This is a genomic window from Myxococcus sp. CA023 (genome assembly GCF_010998615.1).
Taxonomy (GTDB): Bacteria; Myxococcota; Myxococcia; order Myxococcales; family Myxococcaceae; genus Myxococcus.
Genome location: NZ_JAAEAH010000003.1, coordinates 164,160 through 188,898 on the forward strand (window position 1 = coordinate 164,160; position 24,739 = coordinate 188,898).

At 69.6% G+C, this 24,739-nt stretch carries 15 protein-coding genes; 11 read left to right on the forward strand and 4 right to left on the reverse strand.

From position 1 onward, the window contains the following. Positions 1 to 18: 18 nt before the first annotated feature. Together F8M74_RS01770 and F8M74_RS01775 are read right to left on the reverse strand one after the other, a co-directional pair. The gene (locus tag F8M74_RS01770; RefSeq protein WP_141252769.1) at positions 19 to 3,465 is read right to left on the reverse strand and encodes a non-ribosomal peptide synthetase; all 3,447 of its coding nucleotides are present in this window, start codon (positions 3,463 to 3,465) and stop codon (positions 19 to 21) included. Next, the gene (locus tag F8M74_RS01775) at positions 3,462 to 11,660 is read right to left on the reverse strand and encodes a non-ribosomal peptide synthetase/type I polyketide synthase (RefSeq protein ID WP_228559495.1); all 8,199 of its coding nucleotides are present in this window, start codon (positions 11,658 to 11,660) and stop codon (positions 3,462 to 3,464) included. Before F8M74_RS01775 ends, F8M74_RS01770 begins: the two co-directional genes overlap by 4 nt. Before the next feature lie 226 nt (positions 11,661 to 11,886). Here F8M74_RS01775 and F8M74_RS01780 point away from each other — a divergent pair, with 226 nt between their 5' ends. Then, positions 11,887 to 12,831, forward strand: coding sequence for an arginine deiminase family protein (locus tag F8M74_RS01780; RefSeq protein ID WP_141252767.1), 945 nt, complete (start codon positions 11,887 to 11,889; stop codon positions 12,829 to 12,831). Between the two features lie 24 nt (positions 12,832 to 12,855). On the opposite strand, the gene F8M74_RS01785 is transcribed toward F8M74_RS01780, so the two are convergent. Then, positions 12,856 to 13,059 (reverse strand): hypothetical protein, encoded by a 204-nt coding sequence (locus F8M74_RS01785; protein WP_141252766.1) that lies wholly within the window; start codon positions 13,057 to 13,059, stop codon positions 12,856 to 12,858. Between the two features lie 146 nt (positions 13,060 to 13,205). Between F8M74_RS01785 and F8M74_RS01790 the strand changes: the two genes are divergently transcribed. From F8M74_RS01790 to coaBC, 6 genes are all read left to right on the forward strand, one after another. Then, positions 13,206 to 13,811, forward strand: coding sequence for a hypothetical protein (locus tag F8M74_RS01790; protein ID WP_141252765.1), 606 nt, complete (start codon positions 13,206 to 13,208; stop codon positions 13,809 to 13,811). A gap of 47 nt (positions 13,812 to 13,858) precedes the next feature. Beyond that, positions 13,859 to 14,371, forward strand: coding sequence for an FHA domain-containing protein (locus tag F8M74_RS01795; protein WP_171410133.1), 513 nt, complete (start codon positions 13,859 to 13,861; stop codon positions 14,369 to 14,371). Positions 14,372 to 14,432: 61 nt separating this feature from the next. Further along, positions 14,433 to 15,716 (forward strand): Stp1/IreP family PP2C-type Ser/Thr phosphatase, encoded by a 1,284-nt coding sequence (locus F8M74_RS01800; protein ID WP_141252820.1) that lies wholly within the window; start codon positions 14,433 to 14,435, stop codon positions 15,714 to 15,716. A gap of 107 nt (positions 15,717 to 15,823) precedes the next feature. Continuing rightward, on the forward strand, positions 15,824 to 16,288 hold the full coding sequence (locus F8M74_RS01805) for a hypothetical protein (protein WP_141252763.1): 465 nt from the start codon (positions 15,824 to 15,826) through the stop codon (positions 16,286 to 16,288). Positions 16,289 to 16,390: 102 nt separating this feature from the next. After that, complete coding sequence (locus F8M74_RS01810) at positions 16,391 to 19,360, forward strand: carboxypeptidase regulatory-like domain-containing protein (protein WP_141252762.1); 2,970 nt, start codon at positions 16,391 to 16,393, stop codon at positions 19,358 to 19,360. 51 nt (positions 19,361 to 19,411) lie between these two features. Next, positions 19,412 to 20,632: a bifunctional phosphopantothenoylcysteine decarboxylase/phosphopantothenate--cysteine ligase CoaBC gene (gene coaBC / locus F8M74_RS01815; RefSeq protein ID WP_141252761.1), complete on the forward strand. Its 1,221-nt coding sequence runs from the start codon at positions 19,412 to 19,414 to the stop codon at positions 20,630 to 20,632. Here coaBC and F8M74_RS01820 read toward each other — a convergent pair. Further along, positions 20,629 to 21,060: a PaaI family thioesterase gene (locus F8M74_RS01820; RefSeq protein ID WP_141252760.1), complete on the reverse strand. Its 432-nt coding sequence runs from the start codon at positions 21,058 to 21,060 to the stop codon at positions 20,629 to 20,631. The genes coaBC and F8M74_RS01820 overlap by 4 nt on opposite strands. Before the next feature lie 199 nt (positions 21,061 to 21,259). Here F8M74_RS01820 and F8M74_RS37440 point away from each other — a divergent pair, with 199 nt between their 5' ends. From F8M74_RS37440 to F8M74_RS01840, 4 genes are all read left to right on the forward strand, one after another. Beyond that, complete coding sequence (locus F8M74_RS37440; protein ID WP_171410580.1) at positions 21,260 to 22,225, forward strand: uracil-DNA glycosylase family protein; 966 nt, start codon at positions 21,260 to 21,262, stop codon at positions 22,223 to 22,225. A 28-nt stretch (positions 22,226 to 22,253) separates the two neighbouring features. Further along, entirely contained in the window at positions 22,254 to 23,261 is a 1,008-nt protein-coding gene (locus tag F8M74_RS01830) for an esterase family protein (protein ID WP_141259105.1), read from the forward strand. Between the two features lie 174 nt (positions 23,262 to 23,435). Continuing rightward, positions 23,436 to 24,467 (forward strand): L-erythro-3,5-diaminohexanoate dehydrogenase, encoded by a 1,032-nt coding sequence (locus F8M74_RS01835; RefSeq protein WP_141259106.1) that lies wholly within the window; start codon positions 23,436 to 23,438, stop codon positions 24,465 to 24,467. Between the two features lie 96 nt (positions 24,468 to 24,563). Then, positions 24,564 to 24,739 (forward strand): helix-turn-helix domain-containing protein (locus F8M74_RS01840; RefSeq protein ID WP_228560965.1); only part of this gene is annotated, 176 nt, incomplete at its 3' end.

Below are 24,739 nucleotides of genomic sequence, written 5' to 3' on the forward strand. Positions count from 1 at the left end.
TGGCGTGGACCCGGGGCGCTACTCCTTCTTCGAAGAAGTCGAGTCAGGGAGGTTCAGCTCGGCGCGCGTCGCGGCCTGGACGCGGCGGGCCTGCCGGGGCCGGGCCACCAACGGCGGAGGCGCGGCGGGCGCACCGGGCTGCTGGAGTGTCTCCAGGTGCTTCGCCAAGGCGTCGAGCGTGGGGTGCTCGAAGAGGACGCGGAGTGACACGTCCACCTTGCAGGACTCTTGGATGCGCGCCACCACCTGGACGGCCTTCATCGACTGGCCTCCCAGGTCGAAGAAGTTGTCACGCGCGCCGACCTGCTCCACCGCGAGGACGTCGCGCCAGATGGCCGCGAGCTGGACTTCCGTGGGCGTGCGCGGCGCCTCGTAGGCCGCCGAGGCGCGCTGGTTCGCCGATGGCGCGGGGAGCGACTTGCGGTCCAGCTTGCCGTTGGCCGTCCGGGGGAAGGACTCCAGCGTCACGAAGTGGCTCGGCAGCATGTACGCCGGCAGGTGAGAGGCCAGGTGCTGGCGGATCGTCAGCGCCTCGGGGGCGGGCTCGGTGCCGGGGCGCACGTAGGCGACCAGCTCCGCGTGGCCCGACACGTCCCACAGCTTCACTGCGGCTTCCAGGACGGCAGGCACCTGCGCCAGCCGGGCTTCAATCTCTCCCAGCTCGATGCGATAGCCGCGCAACTTCACCTGTCCATCGCCGCGGCCCAGGTACTCCAGCGTGCCGTCTGGCAGCGCGCGCACCAGGTCACCCGTGGCGTAGAGCCGCCCGCCCGGTACCTGTCCGAAGGGGTCCGGCACGAAGCGCTCCGCCGTCAGGTCCGGACGGTGGAGGTAGCCCTGCGCCACGCCGTGTCCGCCGATGTACAGCGCGCCCGTCACGCCCATGGGCACCGGCTGCATGGCCGCGTCCAGCACGTACACCTGCGTGTTGCCAATGGGGCGGCCCAGGGTGATGCGGCGTCCCGGCTCCAGGCGCGTGGTGGTGGACCAGATGGTCGTCTCCGTGGGGCCGTACATGTTCCACAGGGACGCGCCGCGCGAGCACAGCGGCTCGACGAGTTCGGACGGAATCGCCTCTCCACCGCAGAGGAGCTTCAGCGTGGGGCTGCCTTTCCACGCCAGCGTCAGCAGCATCCGCCACGTGGAAGGCGTTGCCTGCATCACCGTGGCGCCACTCTCCACCAGCGCCCGCATCAGCCGGGTGCCATCCACGGCCGTCTCGCTACTGGCGATGACGACGTTGCCGCCCACGGTCAGGGGGAGGAAGAGCTCCAGCACGGAGATGTCGAAGGCCACCGTCGTCACGGCGAACAGCGTGTCCTGGTCGGTCATCCCAGGCGCCCGCTGCATGGACGCCATGAAGTTGACGACCGCTGCGTGCGGCACGGCCACGCCCTTCGGGCGGCCCGTGGAGCCGGACGTGTAGAGCACGTAGGCCAGGTTCGTGCCCGCGAGCGTCACCTGGGGCGGCGTCGTAGGGGCGCCGGAGGCCTCGGCCAGCACCATGCGCTTGCCACGATAGGCGGGGACCTGTGCGGCCAGCTCCGGCTCCGTCAGTAGCAGTGAGACGCCGCTGTCATCCAGGATGTGCGCCAACCGGTCCGGCGGATACAGCGGGTCCAGCGGCACATACGCCGCGCCCGCCTTCAGGATGCCGAGCAAACCCACGAGCAGCTCCACCGAGCGCTCCAGGAAGATGCCCACGCGGTGCCCCGGCTCCACGCCGAGCTGGCGCAGGTGGTTCGCCAGCCGGTTCGCCTGTTCATCCAGCTCCCGGTAGGTCAGGGCGCGCGACTCGAAGCGCACGGCGGTGGCGTCCGGACGGCGCGCGGCCTGCCGTTCGAAGAGGCCGTGGAGGCTGCCGGGCAGGGGTAGGGGCAGGTCGAGCGCGGTGTCGTTCCACTCCCGCAGCAGTCGCAGTCGCTCAGGCCCGGTCAGCAGGGGCAGGTCGCTGACGGACCGGGTGGGGTTCTCCGCGATGGCCGCGAGCAGCGTGAGGAGGTGGCCGGACATCCGCTCGACGGTGGCCGCATCGAACAGGTCGGTGTTGTAGTTCAGCTCGCTGACCAGCCCCTGCGCCGTCTCCGCCATCGACAGGGAGAGGTCGAACTGCGTGGTGCCGCTCTCGAACTCCAGCTGCTCCAGCGTGAGGCCGGACAGCGAGAGGACCTCGGACGGCGTGTTCTGGAGCGTGAACAGCACCTGGAACAGTGGGGAGTAACTCGGGTCACGCGCGGGCTGGAGCGCTTCGACCAGCTGCTCGAAGGGCAGCGTCTGATGCGCGTAGGCGCTTAGCGTGTCCTGACGCACGCGGGCCAGCAGCTCGGAGAACGGGCGCGCGCCGTCCACCTGGAGCCGCAGCGGCAGTGAGTTGACGAAGAGGCCGATGAGGGGCTCCGTCTGGGGCACCCGGTTGGCGATGGGCGTGCCGATGACGAGGTCCTCCTGCCGGCTGCTGCGGGACAGGAGCACGCTGAACGCGGACAGCAGCGTCATGAACAGCGTTGCCTCTGCCTCGCGGCTCCGCTGCTTGAGCCGGGCGGTCAGCTCCGCCGGCACGGTGAAGCGATGGGTCGCACCGTGGAAGCGCTGGTTCGCGGGGCGCGGTCGGTCGGTGGGCAGCTCCAGCAGAGCAGGGGCGCCGGCCAGGTGTTCGCGCCACCAGGAGAGGTGCGGCTGGAGGTCGCCACGGGTGGCGCGTTCCTGCTGCCAGCGCGCGAAGTCACCGTACTGAAGGGTGGGTTCGGGAAGCGGAGAGGGCTCGCTCGTGCTGAACGCTCGGTAGAGCGCCGCCAGTTCGCGGATGAGGACGCCCAGGGACCAACCGTCGCAGGCGACGTGGTGGAGCGTGAGCAGCAGCACGTGCTCGCGTGGGTCCAACCGCAGCAGCGACAACCGCAGGGGCAGGTCTCGTGACAGGTCGAAGGGCCGGCTGGACTCCTCCGTCGCCCACCGCCGGACCTCGGCCTGACGCGCGTCGGCGGGGAGGTGCTGGAGGTCCACCTCGGGCATCGTCACGGACGCGGGCGGCAAGACGCGCTGGAAGGGCTTGCCCTGATGCTGCCCATAGCTCGTGCGCAGCACCTCGTGACGGCGGACGATTTCGTCCAGGCTCCGCTGAAGCGCGGCGATGTCCAGGGCGCCTTCGAGCCGCAGCGCCGCGGGCATGTTGTACGCGCCGCTGGGCCCCTGGAACTGCTCCAGGAACCACATGCGCTGCTGGCCGGACGACAGCGGCAGCGCTCCATCGCGAGGGCCGGCGGGGATGAGGTCCGCGGCACTCTGGAGTGACTGCCCCACCTGTTGGAGGAAGGAGACCAGCTCCTCCTTGCGGGACTTCATCTCTCCGAGCAGGTCGGGTGTCATCACACCCGGCGGGGCGTTGAAGCGCAGGCGCTCGCCTTCCATCCACAGTCGCACGTCGTGCTGGCGCAGCCGGGTCAACAGTCCGTCGATCGTGTTCACAGCTCCCCCTCTTCACGGCTCGCGCCGCTGACGCTGGTGTCCTCGGTTGCACGTGACGCCCACAGGACGGTGTCCACGTGCTCCGCGAGCCCGGCGATGGTCGTCTGCTTGAAGAGCCGCTCCAGCGGCAGCTCCACCTTGAGCGCGTCCCGCAGTCGCGAGGCCACCTGCGTGGCCAGCAGCGAGTCACCGCCCAGTTCGAAGAAGTCGTCGTGGATGCTCACGCGAGGCAGGCGCAGGGCCTTCATCCACACATCCGCCAGGGTCTGCTCGGTGGGCGTGCGCGGTGCGACGAAGGGACGCGTGGGCGCGCTGGCCTCCGGGTCGGGCGCGGGCAGCGCCTTGCGGTCCAGTTTCCCACTGGCCGTCAGAGGCATGGCCTCCATGAGGACGAAGAAGGCGGGGACCATGTAGTCCGGCAACTTCTCCAGCAGGAACTGGCGGAGCGCGGCGGGTGTCACGCTGCCCTGCGCGGAGGGCACCACGTAGGCCACCAGTCGTTTGTCATGTCCGGCCAGCGCGCCCGGCTCCTCGCGGACCGTGACGACCACTTCCTGGACGTGCTCGTGCGCGCTCAGCGCGGACTCGATTTCTCCCAGCTCGATTCGGAAGCCGCGCACCTTCACCTGGTGGTCGCTGCGTCCCAGGAACTCGAGCGTTCCGTCAGGCCGGTAACGGACCAGGTCTCCGGTTCGGTAGAGGCGCGCCGCCGGGTCGTCGCTGAACGGGTCCGGCACGAAGCGCTGCGCGGTGAGCTCCGGGCGGTTGAGGTAACCCGCCGCGACCAGCGGTCCGCCGATGTGCAGCTCGCCCGCCACGCCGATGGGCACGGGCGCGCCATGCCGGTCCAGCACGTAGCAGGGGCGGTTCGACAGCGGCCGGCCGATGGGGACGCGCGGTGCGCTCCAGCCCTTGGGGATGTCGAACGTGGTCGCGGTGATGAGCGTCTCAGTGGGGCCGTAGGCATTGAGCGTGCGCACGTTGCCCAGTGGGCCGTGCTGCCACAGCTCCAGCACCTTGGGCAGCACGGTGTCGCCGCCGATGATGACCAGCCGCAAGTCATGGGCACCGATGGCCGGCGGCGATTCGGCCCAGCTCTGCGTGAGCTGCTGCCAGTACGCCGTGGGGAAGTTCATCACCGACAGCCGCTGTTCGACGACGCGGCGGGCCAGCTCCTCGGGCGTCCAGACCTGGTTGCCGCGCAGGACCAGCGTGGCGCCCGTCATGAACGTCGGGAGAATCTGCTCCAGGGACGCGTCGAAGTTGAACGAGGCGAACTGCAACACGCGGTCGCGCTCGGTCAGCTCGAAGTGGAGCTGCATGTCCTGGAAGTGCACCGCCATCTGGCCGTGGCTGATGACGACGCCCTTGGGCTCACCCGTGGAGCCGGACGTGTAGATGACGTAGGCAGGAGACGTGGCCGTCGCGGTGTTGGGCGGGTTCTCAGTGGGGCGAGACGCCAGCGTGACGGCGTCCGTGTCCAGGTGGACGACCTTCGCGGTGTGCGCGGGCAGCCGCTCCGCGAGGGACTGCTTCGTCACCAGCACGGCCGCGCGCGCGTCGTCCAGCAGGAAGCGCAGCCGCTCCACGGGGTGCGCGGGGTCCAGCGGCACGTAGGCGCCACCGGCCTTGAGGATGGCCAGCAACGTCACCAGCATCTCCGGCGAGCGGTCGATGAAGGCGCCCACCAGCACGCCCGGTCCGACACCCAGGCCGCGCAGGTGGTGCGCGAGCTGGTTCGCGCGCTGGTTGAAGTCGGCGTAGGTGATGCACTGGCCGTCCAGCTCCACCGCGTGCACGCCGGGCCTCGCGGCGGCCTGCTGTTCGATGAACTGGTGAGTGAGCAGATCCTCCCGGTAGCCCACCTGGTTCTGGTTCCACGCCACCAGGACCTTGCGGCGCTCGGCCGGGGTGAGCATCGGCAGGTCGGCGACGCGCGCTTCCGGCTGCTCGAGCGTGCCTGACAGCAGCGTGCGGAAGCCCTGAGCCCAGCGGACCAGCGTCGCCGCTTCGAACAGGTCGGTGTTGTAGTCGAAGTCGAGGACGAGTCCGTCCTCGGCGTCGATGACGTTCAGGCTCAGGTCGAAGGCGGCGTAGCGCACGGGCTGCGGGACGAAGTGCGTCCGAAGGCCGTCCATCTGGAGGTTCCCCAGGGGGCGCTCCAGGTTGAACGTGACGCTGACGAGCGGGGTGTGGCTCGTGCTGCGCGGCAGTCCCAGGCGCTTGATGAGCAGGGCGAAGGGATAGTCCTGGTGCTCATACGCCTCCCAGAGCACTTGCTTGAGGCCCTGGACGTATTCGGAGAACGTCTGCTCGCCTTGAACGTGGCTGGCGATGGGCAGCAGGTGCGAGCAGTAGCCCACCAGCCCCTCGCTGCCCTCCATTCCCCGGCCCGCGGTGGGGATGCCCACCAGGACGTCATCCTGGCCCGTCAGGCGGTGGAGGAACGTGGTGTAGATGGAGAGCAGCAGCATGAAGAGTGTGGACTGCTGCTGCGCCGCCGCCTCCCGCAGGGACTGGGTGGTGGCGCGGTCCAGTCGCAGCGTCTCCCGGGCACCCCGATAGCTGCGGTGCGCGGGGCGGCCATAGTCGATGGGCAGCTCCAGCGCGGGCATCGTCTCCACGCGCCGGCTCAGCCAGAAGCGCTCGTGGGCCGTCTGCTCCTTGGTTCCGGCCTGCTGCTGGAGCCACTGCACGTACTCGCCCCACTGCATCGCGGGTGGAGGCGGGGTGCTCTTGCCTCCCCGCAGCTCGGTGTAGCGCGCGGCAATCTCGCGGACGATGACACCCAGCGACCAGCCGTCCACCGCGACGTGGTGCGCGGTGAGGACGAAGACGTGCTCCTGCGCACCGAGCTTCAGCAGGTTGACGCGGAAGGGCGCACCGCGGTGCAGGTCGAACGGCGTGTTGCTCTCCTGCTCGTACCAGGCGGAGAGGCGCTCGGCCTGATCCGGCGCGGGCAGGGTGGAGAGGTCGTGCAACGTCAGGGAAAGCGCCAGCGAAGCGGCCGCGGTCTGCTGCTCGCCGGACTCGTGGATGTGGATGCGCAGGGCTTCATGCCGGTCGACGACGTGCTGGATGGCGCGTTGGAGCACCTCGGGCTGGAGCACGCCTTCGAGCCGCAGGCTCATTGACAGGTTGTAGGAGATGGAGCCGCCGGCGTTCATCTGGGCGAGCACCCACAGTTGCCGCTGCGCCTCCGTCATCGGCAACGTGCGCGCTTCGACGCGGGTGGGCTCGGGCGGTGTGGTGCGTGGCCAGAATCCGCCCGCGCGCATGTCCGCCACCGTCTCGGTGACGGCGCGGACGATGGTGTCGAGGTCCTCGTCCGAGTGAGCGGTGGAGAGCATGCACGTGCGCCCCTCCCAGATGTAGATGCCGCGCTGGATGAGGTGGCAGAAGAACAGGTCCATCTCCAGCGACTGGTACAGGTAGCTGGTGTTGCCCGCGGCGGAGAAGCGCAGCACCGAGCCGCCGTGGACCGCCTCGATGGGCGCCTGCTCGCGCTGGAAGATGTCGTTGAGACGAGCGACCAGCCCCGCGGCGCGGCGGCTCAGATTCTCCTGGAGCGCGGGCCCCTGAGCCTTGAGGTGGCTCAGCGTGGCCACCGTGGTCGCCATGGTCAGCGGGTGCTTGCAGAACGTGCCCGCGGAGAAGGTCGTCTCGACAGCGGGGTAGGACGCGTCACCGTAGTTCCAGTCGCCTCCGTCGATGCGGTCCACGAATCCGCCGCGGTCCGCGACGGCGCCAATGGCCATGCCGCCACCGAGCACCTTGCCGTAGGTGACCAGGTCCGCCTCGATGCCGTACCACGCCTGAGCGCCACCCGGATGGAGCCGGAAGCCAGTGATGACCTCGTCGAAGATGAGGGGCACGCCTGCTTTACGCGTCATCGTCCGCAACGCCTGGAGGAAGGCCCGTGGCTGGAGATTGGGACGGCGGCTCTGCACGGGTTCGACGAGGACGCCCGCCAGCTCGTGAAGGTGCTCGCGGATGAGCTCCAGCGTGCGGTCCTCGCCGTAGGGCAGCACGAGGACGTCCTCGACGACCTTGGGAGACACGCCCGCCGCCATGGGCAGCGACTGGGGCTCGCCGTTGACCATGCGCCCCACCACCAGCGTGCCATCGGAGTGGCCGTGGTAGGAGCCGGTGAACATCACGACTTTCGTGCGGCCCGTCGCGGCGCGCGCCAGCCGGAGCGCCGTCATCACTGCCTCCGTGCCGGAGTTGCAGAAGGTGACGCGCTTCATCCCGGTCAGCTCGCAGAGCAGCTCCGCGGCTTGCCCGCCCAGGTCCGACTGGGGTCCCAACTCCATGCCTTCCGCCAGACGTTGTTGCAGCGCCTCCATGATGAAGGGCGGGGTGTGACCGAACAGGTGCACCCCGAAGCCCATGGAGAAGTCGATGTACTCGTTGCCGTCCGCGTCCCAGACCCGCGAGCCCTTCGAACGCACGCTGACGATGGGGTAGCAGACCTCCTTCAGCTCGGCGCGGAAGTTCATCAGCCACCGCACGTCGCTCCACTTCGACCGGTAGCGGACGGCTGCTTCCTTCGAGCGCTTCGTGCGCGCGGTGTACTTCGCGATGAGCGCGTCCAGGTGACGCTGCTGTACCGCGGGGAGCTCACGCTCGGGCGTGCCGGACTTGGGCCCCGCGCCAAAGGGTGACGCGCCTCCAGCCTTCGCGGTGTTCGCGGGCACGGCCTTGGGGGCGGGGGCTTCCTGCGCCGCGACGGGAAACTGCTGCGGCGCAGAGGGACGTCCGCCCAGGAGCGCGAGCTGCTGCGCCATGAGCTGCAACTGCTGCTGGATGAGCTGCTCGACGACGCTTCCCGGAGGCGCGGAGAGCGTGTTCGCGGCGGCGGCGGGAGGCGCGCTCATGGGGAGCGGCGCGGGAATACTCGTCGCGGCTGGCGCGGAGCTCAGGGCGAAGCTCGTGGGCAGCGTCTGGTCGAGGTGGCTCGCCAGTGCGTCCAGCGTCGTCAGTTCCTCGAAGAGCTGACGGATGGCCAGCTTCACGCCGAAGCGCTTCTCCACGTTGCGGATGGCGTCCAGCAACACGAGGGAGTCGGCGCCCATCTCCAGGAAGGACATGCGCGGGTCGAGCTTCTCGGGAGGGGCCTGAAGCAGCAAGGCGACGACCGCGCGGAGCTCCGTGAGGATTCGCTCCTTGCGTGACACGACGGGCGCTGCGGCAGAGGTCTGGGTCATCATCGTCGGGCTGTGGGCAGGGGAGGGGAGCGCGGAGTCCAGCAAGTACCTCTGGCGCTCGAAGGGATAGGTGGGCAGCGGGACTCGCCGTCGCGGGTGGTCCGCGTCCACTGCGCTCCATGGGACGGCGACGCCGCGCGTGTGCAGCGCACCGAGGCCGCCGAGCAGCGTCTCCCAGGCATCCTGCTGACGCCGCAGGCTGGGGAGCCACAGGCTCGCGCTCTCGGGAACGCAGCGCTTCGCCATGCCGAGCAGTGTGTCGTGCGGGCCCATCTCAATGAACAGCGCGGGCCCCGCCTGCGTCAGCGTCTGGAGGCTCTTGAAGAACTGGACGGGCGCGCGCGCGTGCCGTCGCCAGTAGGCGGCGTCGGGGGCCTGGGACATGCGCTCGCCCGTGACATTCGAGATGAGCGGGAGTCGCGGCGCGTGGGCGGGCAGGACGCGGGCCACCTGCTCGAAGCCATCGAGCATCGGCTCCATGAGCGGCGAGTGGAACGCGTGGGAGACGGTGAGCGGTCGCGACTCGATACCTTGAGCCTGTAGCGCCGTGGAGATGCGCTGGACCGCTTCATGCTCACCGGAGATGACGACGTGCCTGGGCCCGTTGATGGCGGCGACGTCCACCAGGGGCTCGCCCTCCAGCGCCATGCGCACCGTGGCTTCATCCGTCAGGACAGCCACCATGGCGCCGTTCTGGGGCAGTGCCTGGATGAGCCGGCTGCGGGTGGCCAGCAGGGCCAGCGCCTCCTCCAGCCCGAGCGCGCCCGCCGCGTGCGCGGCCGTGAATTCGCCCACGCTGTGGCCCATGACGGCGTCGGGCACCACGCCCCACGAACGCCACAACTCCGTCAGGGCATGGCCCAGCGCGAACAACGCCGGCTGGGTGTAGCGCGTCTGGTGGATGAGCTGCGCGGTGGCGTCCGTCGTCGGAAACAGCGCCGACAGCAGCGGGACTTCCAGGTGTGGACGGAGAAGCGCGTCGCAGCGCTCCAGGGCTTCACGGAAGACGGGCGCGCTGTCGAACAGCTGCCGTCCCATGCCGGGGTACTGGGTGCCCTGGCCGGGATACAGGAAGACGATTCGCGGCGCGGCGCCACGCTGCACCTCGCCCTGATGCAGTCCGGGCACGGCGTGCCCTTGGGCGAAGGACTCGAGCCGCGACGCCATCTCCGCATGGGAGTTCGCGGTGAGCGCGAGCCGATGCGGCCACGCATTGCGGCCGGTGTTCGCGGTGAAGCAGACATCCGCCAGCGCGGGGGCGTTTGGCCGTAGGAGGTGCTCCTGGTACTGCCGGGCCATGTTCCGCAGGGCCGCATCGCTCCGGGCCGACAGAGTCAGGACGTGGCTGTCGCGCTCGGGGACGCGAGGTGCATCCGCGGGGCGCGGCGGAGGCTCGCTCAGGATGACGTGGGCGTTGGTTCCACCGAAGCCGAAGGCGCTGACTCCCGCGACACGCGCGCCGGGCGCTTGGGGCCAAGGCTCCCGGCGGGTTGGAATCGGGAATCGGTACGCATCCAAGGCGATGTGCGGGTTGAGTACGCGCAGGTGGACCTGTGGCGGAATCTCGCCGTGCTCCAGGGCCAGCACCGTCTTCATCAACCCCGCGATGCCGGCCGCCGCTTCCAGGTGGCCGATGTTGCTCTTCGCAGAGCCGATGAAGCAGCGCTGCTCCGCCGTCCTCCCCGGAGACAGCACGGCGCTCAGTGCCGCCAGTTCAATCGGGTCGCCCAGCGGCGTCCCCGTGCCGTGGGCTTCGATGTAGCCAATCTGTCCTGGTGACAGGCGGGCCTGACGGAGGGCTTGCTGGATGACGTCCTGCTGCGCGGCGCCGCTGGGCGCGGTGAGCCCGTTGCTGAGCCCGTCATGATTCACGGCCGAGCCGCGGATGACGGCCAGGATGGGGGCGCCCGAGGCCAGCGCGTCCGACAGGCGCTGAAGGACGACGATGCCGCAGCCCTCGGAGCGCACGTAACCATCGGCCGACGCGTCAAACGTCTTGCAGCGTCCATCCGCCGCCATCATCCCTGCCTGCGAGAAGGCGATGGTGAGCTCGGGCGACAGGATGAGGTTGACGCCGCCCGCCATCGCCAGGTCGCACTCGCGGCCGCGGAGGCTCTGACAGGCCAGGTGCACCGCGACGAGCGACGATGAGCACGCGGTGTCCACGGCCATGCTCGGACCGCGCAAGCCCAACACGTACGACAGCCGGTTGGCCGCGATGCTGTGCGCGTTGCCTGTGCCCGCGTACGCATCCAACAAGGAGCGGTCGCCGAACTGTCGCTGCGCGTAGTCGCTGGTGCTGATGCCGACGAAGACGCCCGTGCGACTGCCCTGGAGTTCCTGCGGTGCCTGTCCCGCGCGCTCCAGCGCCTCCCACGCGACTTCCAGGAGCAGGCGCTGCTGCGGATCCATCCGCACGGCTTCGCGAGGCGAGATGCCGAAGAAGAGCGGGTCGAACGCGCCGACGTCTTCGAGGAAGCCACCCCATCGCGTGTTCATCGTCGCGGGCGTGGACGGGTCCGATGCGTAGAGGCTCGCCGCATCCCAACGGTCCGCGGGGACTTCGGTGATGGCATCCCCGCCGCGCTGGAGCAGCGCCCAGAATGCCTCTGGCGTCGGAGCTCCCGGGAAGCGGCATCCCAGCGACACCACCGCGATGGCTTCGTCCTGCGCGGCCTCGGTGACAGGCGTCGCGGGCGCATGCGTCACGGGCTCGGTGCCACGGCCGAGCGCCTGGCTGAGCGCGTCGATGGTGGCGTGCTCCCACAGGATGGTGGGCGACACGTCGCGGCCCAGCCAGTCCGCCAACTCACCCGACAAGAACACCGCGTCCTTCGACGTCAGCCCGTAACGAACGAAGGGTTCCTGGGGGTCGACCTCTTCGTGCGTGAGCTCGGCGGACTCCGCGACGTAGGCCCGAAGCCACGCCGCGATTTCATCGCGCGTGCGGTCTCCGGACACACCGGAGACCAGAGGGGAATCCACAGGGGCCTGTGAGACACCAAAAGATGACTTCATGGAAAATCACGGACCTGGAGTGTAATCCTGCAGATCTGGATTATTATGAAATCGTTTTGAATCCGACTAGTCTTGACGGGGTTCCGAGGTAAATTTCTGGTGCCAGCGCTCCGGCAGGGTTGGCGCTTTCCAGGTGGGGTCTCGGCGCCAGGAGTCCGGGCTGACTCACCGCTGTGACGACAGGTGCTTGCAGATGGCGTTCAGCGAGTTCGAGTGCTGGTCCGAATCAGGCCAGTTGGATTGCGTGGCGGTGTTCCGGCCCGCGGCGCTGGACGTCACCAGCGCGGAGGAGGCGGCGGCGGTCGGCTTCATGCGGCCTGTCACTCGCAGTGAGGCGGAGGACGCCTTTGGCCGGCTGCGAGACACGCTGACGCGCCTCGGTTGCCAGACGATTGACCTGTGGGAGTTGCTACCGGAGCGCGAGCGCGCGGTGAGCGACACCACGGTGAACCGGGTGTTTGTCCGCGACACCGCGGCGGTGCTCGGGCGTCAGCTGGTGACGGGCACGGCGGCCTTTCCCGTGCGGCTGGCGGAGTTCGACGTGGCGCACCGCGCGCTGTCGCAGCTCCAGCCGGAGCTGTCGAGCGACGAGGTCGCGACGTCCGCGCGCATCGAGTTCGGGGACGTCTTCGTGCTCGACGCGGAGCGGTTGCTGGTCAACGTGGGGCTGCGCAGCGACGCGCGAGCGCTTCAACCCTTCCTGGAGCTGGCGTGGCGTTCGGGCTTCCGCGAGGCCGCCGTCGTCCGCATCCCGGAGAGCCTGGGCATCATCCACCTGGATCTGGCCTTCAACGTGCTCGGGCCGCAGGCGGTGGTGGCGCGGGCCTTTCTTCGCCACACGCCCATCCAGGTGTTCGCCCAGGGCGTGGCGCCGCACTGGGAGCCCTTTGACGGCTACTTCGCCAGTCGGGGCCGCCGCGTCATCCCCTTCGAGCCGAAAGGGGAGAGCGGCTTCATGTCGAACTTCATCTACGTGGGGCCCAACCTGATTCTCGCCTCGGAGAGCGCCTCGGTGGGCCTTCGTCCTCTGGCGAAGGAGGCCGGCATCGAGGTGGCGAGCGTCGACATCGAGGCGCTGGAGCGGGGCAACGGCAGCGTCCGGTGCCTCACGATGCCCCTGCGCCGGCGCGCGGTGTAGCGAAGGGCCGCCGGCGAACCGCGCTCAGGAAGGGCGGTTCACCGTGGGCGGGCGGGGCATGTCGCCTTCGCGCTCGTAGTAGAGGCTCGCGCAGCCCTGCTCGTAGACCACGAGCACCCGGTCACTTTCTTCCAGCAGGTCGGAGACCTTCTCCGTGGTCTTGCGGACGAGTACGTCGAACCTACCCGGGCGCTGTTTGTTTCCGGCCCGGACTGTCACGACTGGCATGCGGGGTTCCGCTCCTTGTGCCCCGCGGCGAGCGGTTCCGGGAGGACATCCCCGGCCTGAGCCCATCCGAAGGTAACAAAGGCGTGTCATAACCAAACGAACAGTCCGTTGACAAGCGGGCCGCGCCATGGCGGGAAGAGGCTCCCATGCTCCGCAAGCTTCCCGTTCTGCTGGTTGGTGTTCTTGGTCTGGCCTCTTCCGCGGGCGCACAGGAGGCGCAGCGGCCTCCGGAGCACCGCTCTCCGACGCCCGCCTGGGCGCCTCGCGGCGTGCTTCTGGGTGTCAGCGCCCAGGATGGCCTGGTGGCCTCCCAGACGAAGGTGCAGTGGCAGTTCACCTTCTACCAGGACCGCAAGGACGCCTTCGCCTTGCTGCTGGAGGGCAGCCTGTCGTGGGGGCTCGCGTTCCCCGATGCCGAGGAGGGTAAGCCGCAGAACGCGGTGCGGTCGTTCTACCAGCACAGCCCGCAGTTGGGTGTGGGCTACCGGAACCATCTGCCCGGCCAGGTGCACTGGGGCTTCCAGGTCACCGGCGGTCCCGTCTTCTACGGCGCGGACTTCGACGGTGGGCTGGAGAAGGACCGGCGCGTGGCGGGCCTCATCGAGGGCCGCGTCCACCTGGGCTACCAGTTCGGGGACATCGCCGGTGGGCTCGCTGTGGGGTATTCCGAGGTATTTGGCTACAAGCGCCGCAGCCTTGGCCGCTTCTTCGTAGGTGGCCCGATGGTCGGGTTGTTCGTGGATTGGCGCTAGGCTTTGCGTAGAGTGTGGCTTGCGAGCACCCTGTTCGCACGCCGCGTATGCCCGAGCCGCTCAGCGCCCATGTGTCGCGATACCTCCGCAACCGAGAAGTCTTCGAGCGGAACCTGCCAGCCGCGCTGCTCGTCTTCACTCCAGCGACGGAGGAAGGCAGCGGCGGGGACGGGGAGGAGTACCGTCTGAAGACGGTGACGAACGCGGGGAGCCCCACGCTGGGGGCCAGCGGGCCCTTGGTGTTTCCTGTCGTGAAATCGCGGACGAACGCCTTCGGGCGGGGCATCACCGTGGGGCGGACGGGCAACAACGACGTGGTCCTGGACGACGGGAGCGTGTCCCGGTTCCACGCCTGGTTCAGCCGGGAGGAAGGCCATGCGGGCTTCCTGCTGACGGATGCCGGGTCCAAGAATGGCTCCTGGGCCGGGGGCGTCCGCCTCGTGCCCCGGAAGGCCGTTCCGGTGGCGGATGGGGCTCGGTTGCGCTTCGGCCAGGTGGAGGTCGGCTTCTACACGACCAGCGGTTTTGTGCGGATGCTGGCTGTGAGGATGGCTCCCTGAGCCTTGCCACGTCTTCGTGGGCCTGCGTAACGTGCGGAGTCGCCCTCTGTCACACACGGGAGTGTTCGCGGTGGCCTTGACCACAGAAGCTTTTGGACTGACCGACGTCGGCCGCAGGCGGCAGCACAACGAAGACGCGATGCTGGTGGATGCGGCACTCGGTCTCTACGTGGTGGCTGACGGCATGGGCGGTCACGCGGCCGGCGAGGTCGCGAGCAACCGCGCCACGGAGGTCGTCAAGCAGCACATCTCCGCCAACCGTCATCTGTTGAAGGACCTGGGCATCAACCCGACGCCGGACAGCCGCTCCGCGGCGGCGGCGCTCGTCGAGGTGGCCGTCCAGCGCGCGTGCGCGGACATCTACCGGACCGCGATGTCGGATGCGACCAAGCGCGGCATGGGCACGACGTTCGTGTGCCTCGCGGTGGGCGGCAACAAGGGCGTCATCGGCCATGTGGGTGACAGCCGTGTCTACCTGGTGCGGCATGGCCAGTGTCACCGGCTGACGGAGGACCACACGCTGGTCGCCGCGCAGCTCAAGGCCGGCACGATTACCAAGGACCAGGCCGCCAACTCGCAGTACCGCAACGTGATTACCCGCGCGGTGGGCATCCAGGAGTCCGTCCAGGTCGACACGCTCATCGTGGACCTGGTGCCCGGGGACATGTTCATCCTCTGCTCGGACGGCCTGCATGGCTATGTCGAGGACGAGGAGGTCCTTCCACTTATCTCTGGCATCGCGCCCGCGGACCTGCCCAAGCGCTTCATCGACGTCGCCAACGAGCGCGGTGGCAAGGACAACATCACCGCGGTGGTGGTGAAGGTCGCGGGCGAGGGCTCCACCGTCAGCGAGGAGTCGAGCGAAGCGCAGTCGCGCATGGAGGCGCTGCGCAAGATTCCGCTCTTCCGTCACCTCACCTACAAGGAGCAGACGGCGGTGCTGTCCATCGCGACCACGCGCACGTATCCCGCGGGGCGTGAAATCGTGGTGGAGGGGCAGCCGGGCGAGGAGCTCTTCGTCGTCATCCGGGGTCGGGTGGCCATCGAGAAGAACGGCGTGGAGATCGCCGAGCTGCGCGCGGGTGGCCACTTCGGAGAGATGGGGCTCATCGACAACGCGCCGCGTTCAGCGACTGTGCGGGCGACGGAGCCCACGCGCACCATGGTCATCTCGCGGCCGGACCTGATGGGCCTGATGAAGCGCGAGTCCATCCTCGCGGTGAAGATGCTCTGGAGCTTCGTCCAGGTGCTCAGCGACCGGCTTCGCGCCACCAACTCGGAGCTCAGCGAGGCACGGCAGGAACTGGCCGTGGCCCAGGCGATTGCTCCGTTCGCCGAGGAGTAGGAGGACGCGTCATGGCCCCTCGTCGACCGAAGCAGCTTCGTCCGAAATCCCAAGCACGTCAGACGCCCCAGGTACGTTCGCGCCGTTCCGTTGTCGGAGGGCGACGCATGGCGAGGGCGGTGGGCGGCGACGTGGTGGTGAAGTTCCTGGGCGAGGTGGTTGAGCTGCGCCAGGAGCTGAGGGCGACGCAGGGGGACGTCGAAGGCATGGCGATGGGCATGGGGTCCATGCGAGCCGGTATGGCGACCATGCGGTCGAACATGGCGACCATGCAGTCGAACATGGTGACCATGCAGGCGAACATGGCGGCCATGCAGGCGAACATGGTGGCCATGCAGTCGAACATGACGGCCATGCAGTCGAACATGGACTCCATGATGGGCAACATGGAGACGATGATGTCGACCGTGGAGTCCATGATCGTGGGGCTGCGTTCCGTGTCGGGACGCATGAGCCGGATGGATGCCCACGCAGGCCGCATGGCCCGGTTGCTGACTTCCATGGCGGATTCGACCCAGGAGCGTTTCGAGCGGGTCGAGAAGCGCCTGGATGACCTCGAAGACAAGCTGTAGGCGTGGCTCGCCCATGCGTCCGGGAAAGGACGCGTCCGGAATTTTCAGGGGGAATCGGCCGTTCCGCGCCCGGTCCCGGGCTAACGTCCGCGCCGTCTGCGCATGCGCAACTGGATTGTCATAGGCGTGATGGCGACCCTGCTCGCGGCAGGGGTGGTGTGGCTGTGGCCCGGCACGGAGACGGGGTCCGCCGCTCGCGACACGCACGCCGCCACTGGCAAGGCCCTGCCGGAGTTCGCCGCCGTGGACGTGGCCTCCGCGGGCGAGGGGCTGGCGCTCACGGGACGTGTGCTGGACGCCTCGGGTCGTCCCGTCGCGGGCGCGGAGGTGTTCCTGGCCGCCAGCGCGGAGCGGACGCTCCTGGGCGTTCATTGTGATGCGTGTGGCCAGGCGCTCCTGTCCTGCCCGGCGCGTGAGACGGCGCTCCACACGCTGGCGTTCTTCGAGCAGCAGCAGGGCTTTCTGACGCCGCGAGCCACGGTCAGCACGGACGCGGAAGGGCGCTTCCGCTTCGAGCAACTGGCTGGCGTGTCCTTCTCCGTGTGGGCCCGCGCGCCAGGGCTGGGCGTCGCGCTCCGCGAGCGGGCCGCGCCTGGAGACCCGGTGGAACTGTACCTGCCGCCGCTGCGCACCCTGGTGGGGCAGGTGGTGGACGAAGCCGGCCGGCCCTTGGCCGGGGCTCACGTGCACGGAATGTCGCGGCGGGCGCCGCTGCCCTTCGAGTCCACGAGCGGAGCGGATGGCCGCTTCACCCTGACGGGCCTGGGCGAAGGGCCTTTCTATGTGCTGGCCACGGCGGAGGGGTACCTGCCCGCGGTGGGGGCCCAGGTGGAGGCGGGGCCACAGTCCGTGCGCCTGAAGCTGACGCCCACGCGCACCCTGGAGGTCCGCGTCACCCGAAACGGTTCCCCCGCGGCCGCGCTCGTGCGGCTGCGCGCGGACCACCTGTCGCGGGAGTTGCGTACGGACGGCACGCCGGTGCGCTTCACCGGCTTGTATCCCGACCAATTGGTGGTGACCGCGGAGGCCAAGGGCCTGGCGTCCGTGCCCCGCGTCTTGACGCTGGACGAGCGCGTCACCCAGGTGACGCTGGCGCTGGAGGAAGCGGGGAGCCTGCTCGTCACGGTGGTGGATGAAGATGGGCAGCCCGTGCCGCAACCGGAGCTGCTGTTGCGCATGCCGACGGGGGAGGTTGTCCGGCAGGAGCGCGGTGGCACCGGCGCGTTGGTGACGCTGGGCCCCCTGGCGGTGGGCACCTACGTGCTGACCGGGCAGGCCGAGGGCTTCCGTGATGCGCAGCTGCCCGCGAAGGTGACGCCAGGGGAGACGGCGCTCGAACTGGAGATGGAGCGCGCCACCGTCATCAGCGGGCAGGTGCTGGATGTCTATGGCCGGCCCGCGCCGGGCGTGTCCGTGTTGGTGCAGCCCACAGGCGCGTCGACGCTGGCGGATGCGGAAGGGCGCTTCATCGCGCAGGTGCCCACGCCGGGGCTCTACGAGCTTCATGCGCACCACTCGGAGTGGGGCGGTGGCCAGCTGAAAGTGACTGCGCCGGCCACCGACGTGCAACTGGCGCTGGAGCCTCGCGCGTCGTTGGAAGTGACAGTCTCCGCCGAGGGCCGCCGCGTGGAAGGCGCGGACGTGGTGCTGTGGGTTGAGCAGCAAGGCATCTTCCGGAGTGACCGGCCGTCCGGCTCGGATGGCATGGTCCCGATGCGCGGGATGCCCGCGGGCACGTATTCGATGATGGCGTCCCATCCCGACTATCAGCCGTCGGAGCGCCGGGAGGTGACGCTGACGGATGGGCAGTCGCTGAAGCTGGAGGCGCAGCTGAAGCCTGGAGCGCCGCTCAGTGGCGAGGTGGTGGACGGGCAGAACGCGCCGGTAGCGGGCGCCACGTTGGTGGTGGTGCCCCGTGGCGCGGAGCCCGTGCAGTCCGACGCGAGCGGCCGTTTCGAGTTCCGGGCGCTGCGGCCGGACCGGGGCTACCGCTTGGAGGTGAGGCACCCGGGCTATGACCAGGTCGAGCGCGCCGAGGGCAAGGCGGGTGGTCCTCCGGTGCGAGTGGTGCTCAAGAAGCGCGACGTCTATCGCGGGCGCGTCATGGGCGATGACGGTGAGCCGGTGCGCCGCTTTCGCGTGGACGAGCACGATGTGAATGCACCGGATGGCCGCTTCGAGCTGCCGTTGCCCACGGCGGGTGACCGCGTCATCGCGTCAGTGGACGCGGCGGGCTACGAGCCGCTGATGGTGGATCGCCCGGCCTCGTCCGACCTGGGAGACCTGGTGCTGGAGAAGCTGCCGGGTGTGTCGGGCCGCGTGGTCGACGAGGGCGGCGGGCCGGTGCCAGATGCCGTGGTGTCGTGCGACGTCTGTGACGACTCCGTGCTCTCCGGGCCGGACGGCACCTTCACGGTGGCCAGCCCGCCCTATGTGACGCGTTATTCGCTCACGGCGCGCAAGGGGCGGTTGAGCGCCACCCAGTCGTTGGAGCGGGGCGCGCGGGGGCCGGTGGAGCTCAAGCTGCGGCAGGCCACGCGTTTGAGCGGCCGGGTGTACCGCCAGGACGGGAGCCCCGCGGCGGGCTTCGAGGTCGAGGCCGTCAACGCGGACCGCAGCGAACCGCTCACCATCGTCACCGGGCCGGATGGCGGCTACAGCGTGGAGGTCTCCCCGGGCAACTACCGCTTCGCACTGGGCGCGAACCGGGAGTTCTCTGGCGAGCCGGCGCTGGTGGTGCAGGTTGGCGGCTCGGAGATGTCGCTGGACCTGGGCCCGGCGCCGGGCACCGCGTCGCTGGCCGTCCAGGTGAAGCCGGAGCGGGGCCGGGCGCTGTGGGTCGTCGCAGGAGAGCTGGGGGCGGTGGGCAATCCTCCGGCGGTGGCGTTGATGCGCTCGCGCTGGGCGCAGCTCGTGTACCAGCCCCGGTCGGAGCAGGTCCGCCTGAGCGGCCTGCGGCCCGGGCGGTACACACTGGTGTGGGGCAACTTCCACGTGGAGACCCCAGGCGGACCGGAGGTCCGCGTCGTGGATGTGCCTTCGAGCAGTGACGTCGTGATGATGGCCCACTGAGGCCCTGCCGGGACGGTTGCGAGCCCGCCTCCCCGCGCATTAGGAAGCCGCATGGACGTGACGACTCTGAAAGGCCGCCGGGTGGTCGTTGGCGTGGGTGGCGGCATCGCGGCGTACAAGGCCTGCGAGCTGGTGCGGGAGCTGTCGCGTGCAGGCGCCGAGGTGCGGGTGGCCATGACGGAGTCCGCGCGCCAGTTCGTCACCCCGCTCACCTTCCAGGCGCTCAGCGGGCACCCTGTGCTCACGGACTATTTCGACCCTGCCCAGGAGGGGAACTTCGGCCACCTGGACCTCGCGCGCTGGGCCGAGGCGTTCGTCGTGGCGCCGGCCACCGCGGACCTGCTGGCGCGCATCCGCGCGGGCATGGGGAACGACGCCGTGACGACGTCGCTGCTCGCCTTCCGGGGGCCGGTGGTGCTGGCGCCGGCGATGAACGTGGCCATGTGGGACAACCCCCTGACGCAGGAGAACCTGGCGGCCCTGCTGGCTTATCCGCGCTTTTCGCGCGTGGGCCCCGGCGCGGGGATGCTGGCCTGTGGTGACGTGGGGGAGGGGCGACTGGCGGACGTTCCAGCCATCGTCCAGGCGGTCGCGGTGCGTTTGGGCGCTGGCCCACTGGCGGGGAAGCGGGTGCTGCTGACGGCGGGCCCCACGCGCGAGTTCCTGGACCCGGTGCGGTTCATCTCCAATCCCTCCACGGGGAAGATGGGCATGGCGCTCGCGCACGCGGCCCGGACCCTGGGCGCCGCGGTGACAGTGGTGCTCGGTCCCGTGGGCACCGTGGAGCGCGGCGGCTTGGACGTCGTGGACGTGGTGAGCGCGGACGACATGGCGCGCGAGGTGCTCTCACGGGTGGGCACGGTGGATGCGTTCATCGCCACGGCGGCGGTCAGCGACTGGCGCCCGGAGACGCGCGCGCCGCAGAAGGTGAAGAAGGGCGCTTCGACGTCGCCCGAGACGCTGACGCTCGTGCGCACGCCGGACGTGCTCGCGGAGGCCTCCCGCAAGGTGGCGGGACAGCCAAAGCGGCCGGTGCTGGTGGGCTTCGCGGCGGAAACGGAGCGCGTGGTGGCGCACGCGCGCGACAAGCTGGAGCGCAAGGGGCTGGACGCGATTGTCGCCAACGACGTGACGGCCCCTGGCGCGGGCTTTGGAACGGACACCAACCGGGTGACGGTGCTCACGCGTTCGGGCGCGCAGCATGAACTCCAGGGCAGCAAGCACGCGGTGGCGCAGGCCCTCATCGAGCTGCTGCTCGTGTCACCGTCCTAGCGGGGCTCCATCACCGCGAGGGTGACGGTGGTCTTCGACACGAGCCGGGGCGTGCCGCCGGAGACGGCGTGGACCTCGGACTCCGTGACGATGAGCCGGCGGCCGGCGCGCAGCACCCGGGCCTTGCACCGCAGTTCTTCACCGGACGCCGTCTGGAGCAGGTGGACGGAGAAGCTGGTGGACAACACCCGCTGACCCTTGCGGACCACGGAGAAGGCCGCCGCGCCCGCCGTATGGTCCGCCAGCGTCGCCTGGACACCGGCGTGGATGACGCCGTCCTGCTGCAGGTGACGGGGCTGCACCACCAGCCGGGCCTCCACCTCGCCCGGGCGGATGTCCACGGGCTGGATGCCCAGGTCCATGACGAAAGCGGCCGTTGTGAACAGGTCCTCCGTGTCCTGGCGGTAATCCGGGTTCTGGTGCTCCATGGCGGCTCCTCGCTGCGCGACACCGGGTTGGGGGCGCAAGATAGCGTGGGCCCGGGGCGCCTCCAGGGCGGATGACTGGGGGCAGGGCGGGGTAGGACTCCGGGCGTGGGCCTGGAACTGCACTGGCGGGAGGCGAACAGCCGGCTCGGGCGTCCGCTTCCTTGCGCACGGGCGCTACGTCCGATACCGATCCAGGACCGTGATTGATGACACGCCCGAGGCCTCGCAGGACCTGAGCGCCCTGCTGGACGATGTGCGCCGCCACCTCCTCTGGCAGGAGGAGGCCGCTGGCCGGGTGCTGATGATTGATGCCAAGGCGGCGCTCGAGCTCCAACGCTCGGCTCCCTCCTTGCGCGCCCGCTTCGCCCGGACCCAGGGGGCCGCGGACGCAGCGCCTCCTGCTCGCCCCGAGGCACCGCTGCCCCGGCCGCCGCTGGCGAGCCAGGCACCGGAGCCCCGTTCCATCGGCCCGGAGCGGCCGGGCCCGGTGGCGCCTGCAGTTGCAGCGGGACTTCCAGGACACGGTGTCGCAGCGCCGGCCCGGGTGCCGCCCACGTCGCGGCCCGCTGGGGCGCTACCTGGAGCGGCGAACGGCGAGCGGCCGACGTTGGACGAGATTCGCCGGGAGCTGGGCGACTGCCAGCGCTGCAAGCTGTGCTCGACGCGCAAGAACCTCGTGTTCGGCTCGGGCAACCCCCGTGCGGAACTGGTGTTCGTGGGCGAGGGCCCCGGGGAGCACGAGGACCTGCAGGGCGTGCCCTTCGTCGGCGCGGCCGGCGACCTGCTGACGAAGATGATTGGCGCGATGGGCTACCGCCGCGATGACGTCTACATCTGCAACGTCGTGAAGTGCCGGCCACCGGGGAACCGCAATCCGGAGCCGGAGGAGGTTGCCGCCTGCGAGCCTTTCCTGCGCGCGCAGTTGGTCGCCATCCAGCCCAAGGTGGTGGTTGCGCTGGGCAAGTTCGCGGCGCAGACGCTGCTGCGGGACAGCACGCCCATCACCCGCCTGCGTGGCAACTGGCGCACCTACGAGGGCATCCAGCTGATGCCCACCTTCCACCCGGCGTACCTCCTGCGCAGCCCGGCGGAGAAGCGCAAGGCCTGGGAGGACCTCCAGGCGGTGATGAAGGTGCTGGGGAAGCAACCTGGTTCGCGCGCGTAGCCGCGGGCCCGATGAAGGGAATGCACGGATGAATGGATTGCTGGAGTCGAGTGAGCTGCTGTCGCCCGCGCTGGAGTCGAACCCGCTGGGGGACCCGGCTCGCCGCAAGCTCACCGTGTACCTGCCGCCGGGCTACGGCGCGGATGATCGGCGCTACCCCGTCGTCTACTTCCTGCATGCCTTCGGCAACAGCGGCGGCTCGTGGACGAACGCGTCGGGCTTCGCGCCCACCGTCCCCCAGCGCCTGGACGCGCTCGTCGAGTCGGGCGCGATTCCGCCCGTCATCGGCGTCTTCCCGGATGCCTGGACGTCGCTGGGCGGCAGCCAGTGGGTGAACAGCGACGCCATTGGCCGGTACCGCGACTACCTGACCAAGGACGTGGTGGGCTTCGTGGACCGCACCTACCGCACCCTGCCGAAGGCGGCCTCGCGCGCCGTGGTGGGGCACAGCTCCGGTGGCTACGGCGCGCTGGTGATGGGCCGCTACCACCCGGAGTTGTTCTCCCACGTGGGCGCGCACGCCGCGGATTCCTACTTCGAATACTGCTATCTGCCGGACCTCCCGAAGGCCGCGGCGGCGCTGCTGAAGGCCGGCGGCGTGGAAGCGTGGCATGCCGAGTTCCGGGCGCGCGTGAGTGAGACGAAGATGCGCGGGGACGACTTCCCAGTGGTGAACGTCCTGGCGATGGCCGCCGCGTATTCTCCGAAGAAGGGCGAGCCGCTCAACGTGGAGCTGCCCTTCGACGCGAACACGGGCCGGCTGCGGCTGGACGTGTGGAACCGGTGGCTGGTGCACGACCCGGTGCGCTTCGTGCCCAAGTTCATGGACGCGTTCCGGAAGCTGAAGACGGTGTATCTGGACTGTGGGACGCGTGACGAGTTCAACATCCGCTGGGGCACGCGGATGCTCGCGGAGGACTTCAAGAACGCGGGCGTGGAGCGTGTCCACGAGGAGTTCGAGGACGGCCACTCCGGTGTGTCGTACCGCTTCGCGCGCTCGCTGTCCGTCCTGGTGCCGAACCTGGCGCAGGACTGACGCACGGGGCCAGGGCCTGCCGCGCGGTGGTCGGGATGCCCGCTGGGGGACGCCCCGGCCCATCGCGCGTGACGTGGCGCTGGCCTTTTCCCTGCCCGAGCGGGTAGACGCCTCCCTGGGTGCGCCCCGCCGTGGCGGGGCCGGGCGCCCGACAACCTTCAGGGAGACGGGAAAATGAGCATCGACCTCTACGGGCTGTCTCGCGTCGTTGGCGAGAAGGGCGTGCTGCCCCAGCGCGCGAAGCAGTTGGATCCTTCGCTGCCGTGCCGCGAGTCCGAGCTGCTCATCGACGTGGAGAGCCTCAACATTGACGCCGCGTCCTTCAAGCAGATCAAGGGCGAGGTGGGCGGCGACGCGAAGCGCATTGGCGAGCGCATCCAGGAAATTGTCCGTGAGCGGGGGAAGATGCAGAACCCCGTGACGGGCTCGGGCGGCATGTTGATTGGCCGCGTGAAGGAGCTGGGCGCCAGGCACCCCGCGCGCGAGCTGCTCAAGGTGGGCGACCGCATCGCCACGCTGGTGAGCCTGACGCTGACGCCCCTGGTCATCGAAGAAGTGAAGGCGGTGCACGCGGACATCGACCGCGTGGACATCCGCGGACACGCGCTCCTGTTCGCCAGCGGCATCTACGCGAAGCTGCCCACGGACATGCCGGACACGTTGGCGCTCGCGGCGCTGGACGTGTGTGGCGCGCCCGCGCTGGTGGCCCGGCACGTGCGGCCGGGCATGACGGTGGCGGTGCTGGGCGCGGGCAAGAGCGGGGCGCTGTGTCTGGCGCAGGCGCGGCGCAACCTGGAGAGTCGGGGCAAGCTGCTGGCGCTCGACGTGTCGCAGGGCGCGCTGGACCTGTTGTCCGGCATTGGCCTGTGTGACGTGGCCCTGAAGGTGGACGCGACTCAGGGCGTGGACGTCATGGAAGCGGTGAGCCAGGCGACGGACGGTCAGCTCTGCGACCTGGTGGTCAACTGCGCCAGCGTCGGCAACACGGAGATGGCCACCATCCTGTCGGTGAAGGACGGCGGCACGGCCATCTTCTTCTCCATGGCCACCAGCTTCACCGCGGCGGCCCTGGGCGCCGAGGGCGTGGGCAAGGATGTCACCATGGTGGTGGGCAACGGCTACGTGCCCGGCCACGCCGCGCTGACGCTGGACCTGCTGCGCACCGAGCCGGAGCTGCTCCAGCTCTTCGGCACGCGATACGTCTAAACCGCCTCGACGAATCCCCTAAACCTCGGAACGGTTGTTCCAATGAAGGGGGTGGTGGTGATGGGGCAGCAGCCATTCAGGCTGACGCCCGAGCAGATGGAGGAGCGGCGACTGTTCGCCGCTTCACTGCTGAGATCGGGTTGGTGCCCAGTAGACGTAGCGGACGAGTGCGGCGTCACCCGAGGAGCCGTGTCGCAGTGGTGCAAAGCCCTCGCACAGGGCGGCGTCAGGAAGCTGCGGCACAAGCCGCATCAGGGACGTCCCTCGCGGCT

Excerpts from the sequence above, each read along its gene's own strand:
- F8M74_RS01785 (WP_141252766.1), bottom strand. The coding sequence starts at position 13,059 with ATGCCAGTCGTGACAGTCCGGGCCGGAAACAAACAGCGCCCGGGTAGG.
- F8M74_RS01820 (WP_141252760.1), bottom strand. The coding sequence starts at position 21,060 with ATGGAGCACCAGAACCCGGATTACCGCCAGGACACGGAGGACCTGTTC.
- F8M74_RS01795 (WP_171410133.1), top strand. The coding sequence starts at position 13,859 with ATGCCCGAGCCGCTCAGCGCCCATGTGTCGCGATACCTCCGCAACCGA.
- F8M74_RS01805 (WP_141252763.1), top strand. The coding sequence starts at position 15,824 with ATGGCGAGGGCGGTGGGCGGCGACGTGGTGGTGAAGTTCCTGGGCGAG.
- F8M74_RS01790 (WP_141252765.1), top strand. The coding sequence starts at position 13,206 with ATGCTCCGCAAGCTTCCCGTTCTGCTGGTTGGTGTTCTTGGTCTGGCC.
- F8M74_RS01780 (WP_141252767.1), top strand. The coding sequence starts at position 11,887 with ATGGCGTTCAGCGAGTTCGAGTGCTGGTCCGAATCAGGCCAGTTGGAT.
- F8M74_RS01810 (WP_141252762.1), top strand. The coding sequence starts at position 16,391 with ATGCGCAACTGGATTGTCATAGGCGTGATGGCGACCCTGCTCGCGGCA.
- F8M74_RS01835 (WP_141259106.1), top strand. The coding sequence starts at position 23,436 with ATGAGCATCGACCTCTACGGGCTGTCTCGCGTCGTTGGCGAGAAGGGC.
- coaBC (WP_141252761.1), top strand. The coding sequence starts at position 19,412 with ATGGACGTGACGACTCTGAAAGGCCGCCGGGTGGTCGTTGGCGTGGGT.
- F8M74_RS01830 (WP_141259105.1), top strand. The coding sequence starts at position 22,254 with ATGAATGGATTGCTGGAGTCGAGTGAGCTGCTGTCGCCCGCGCTGGAG.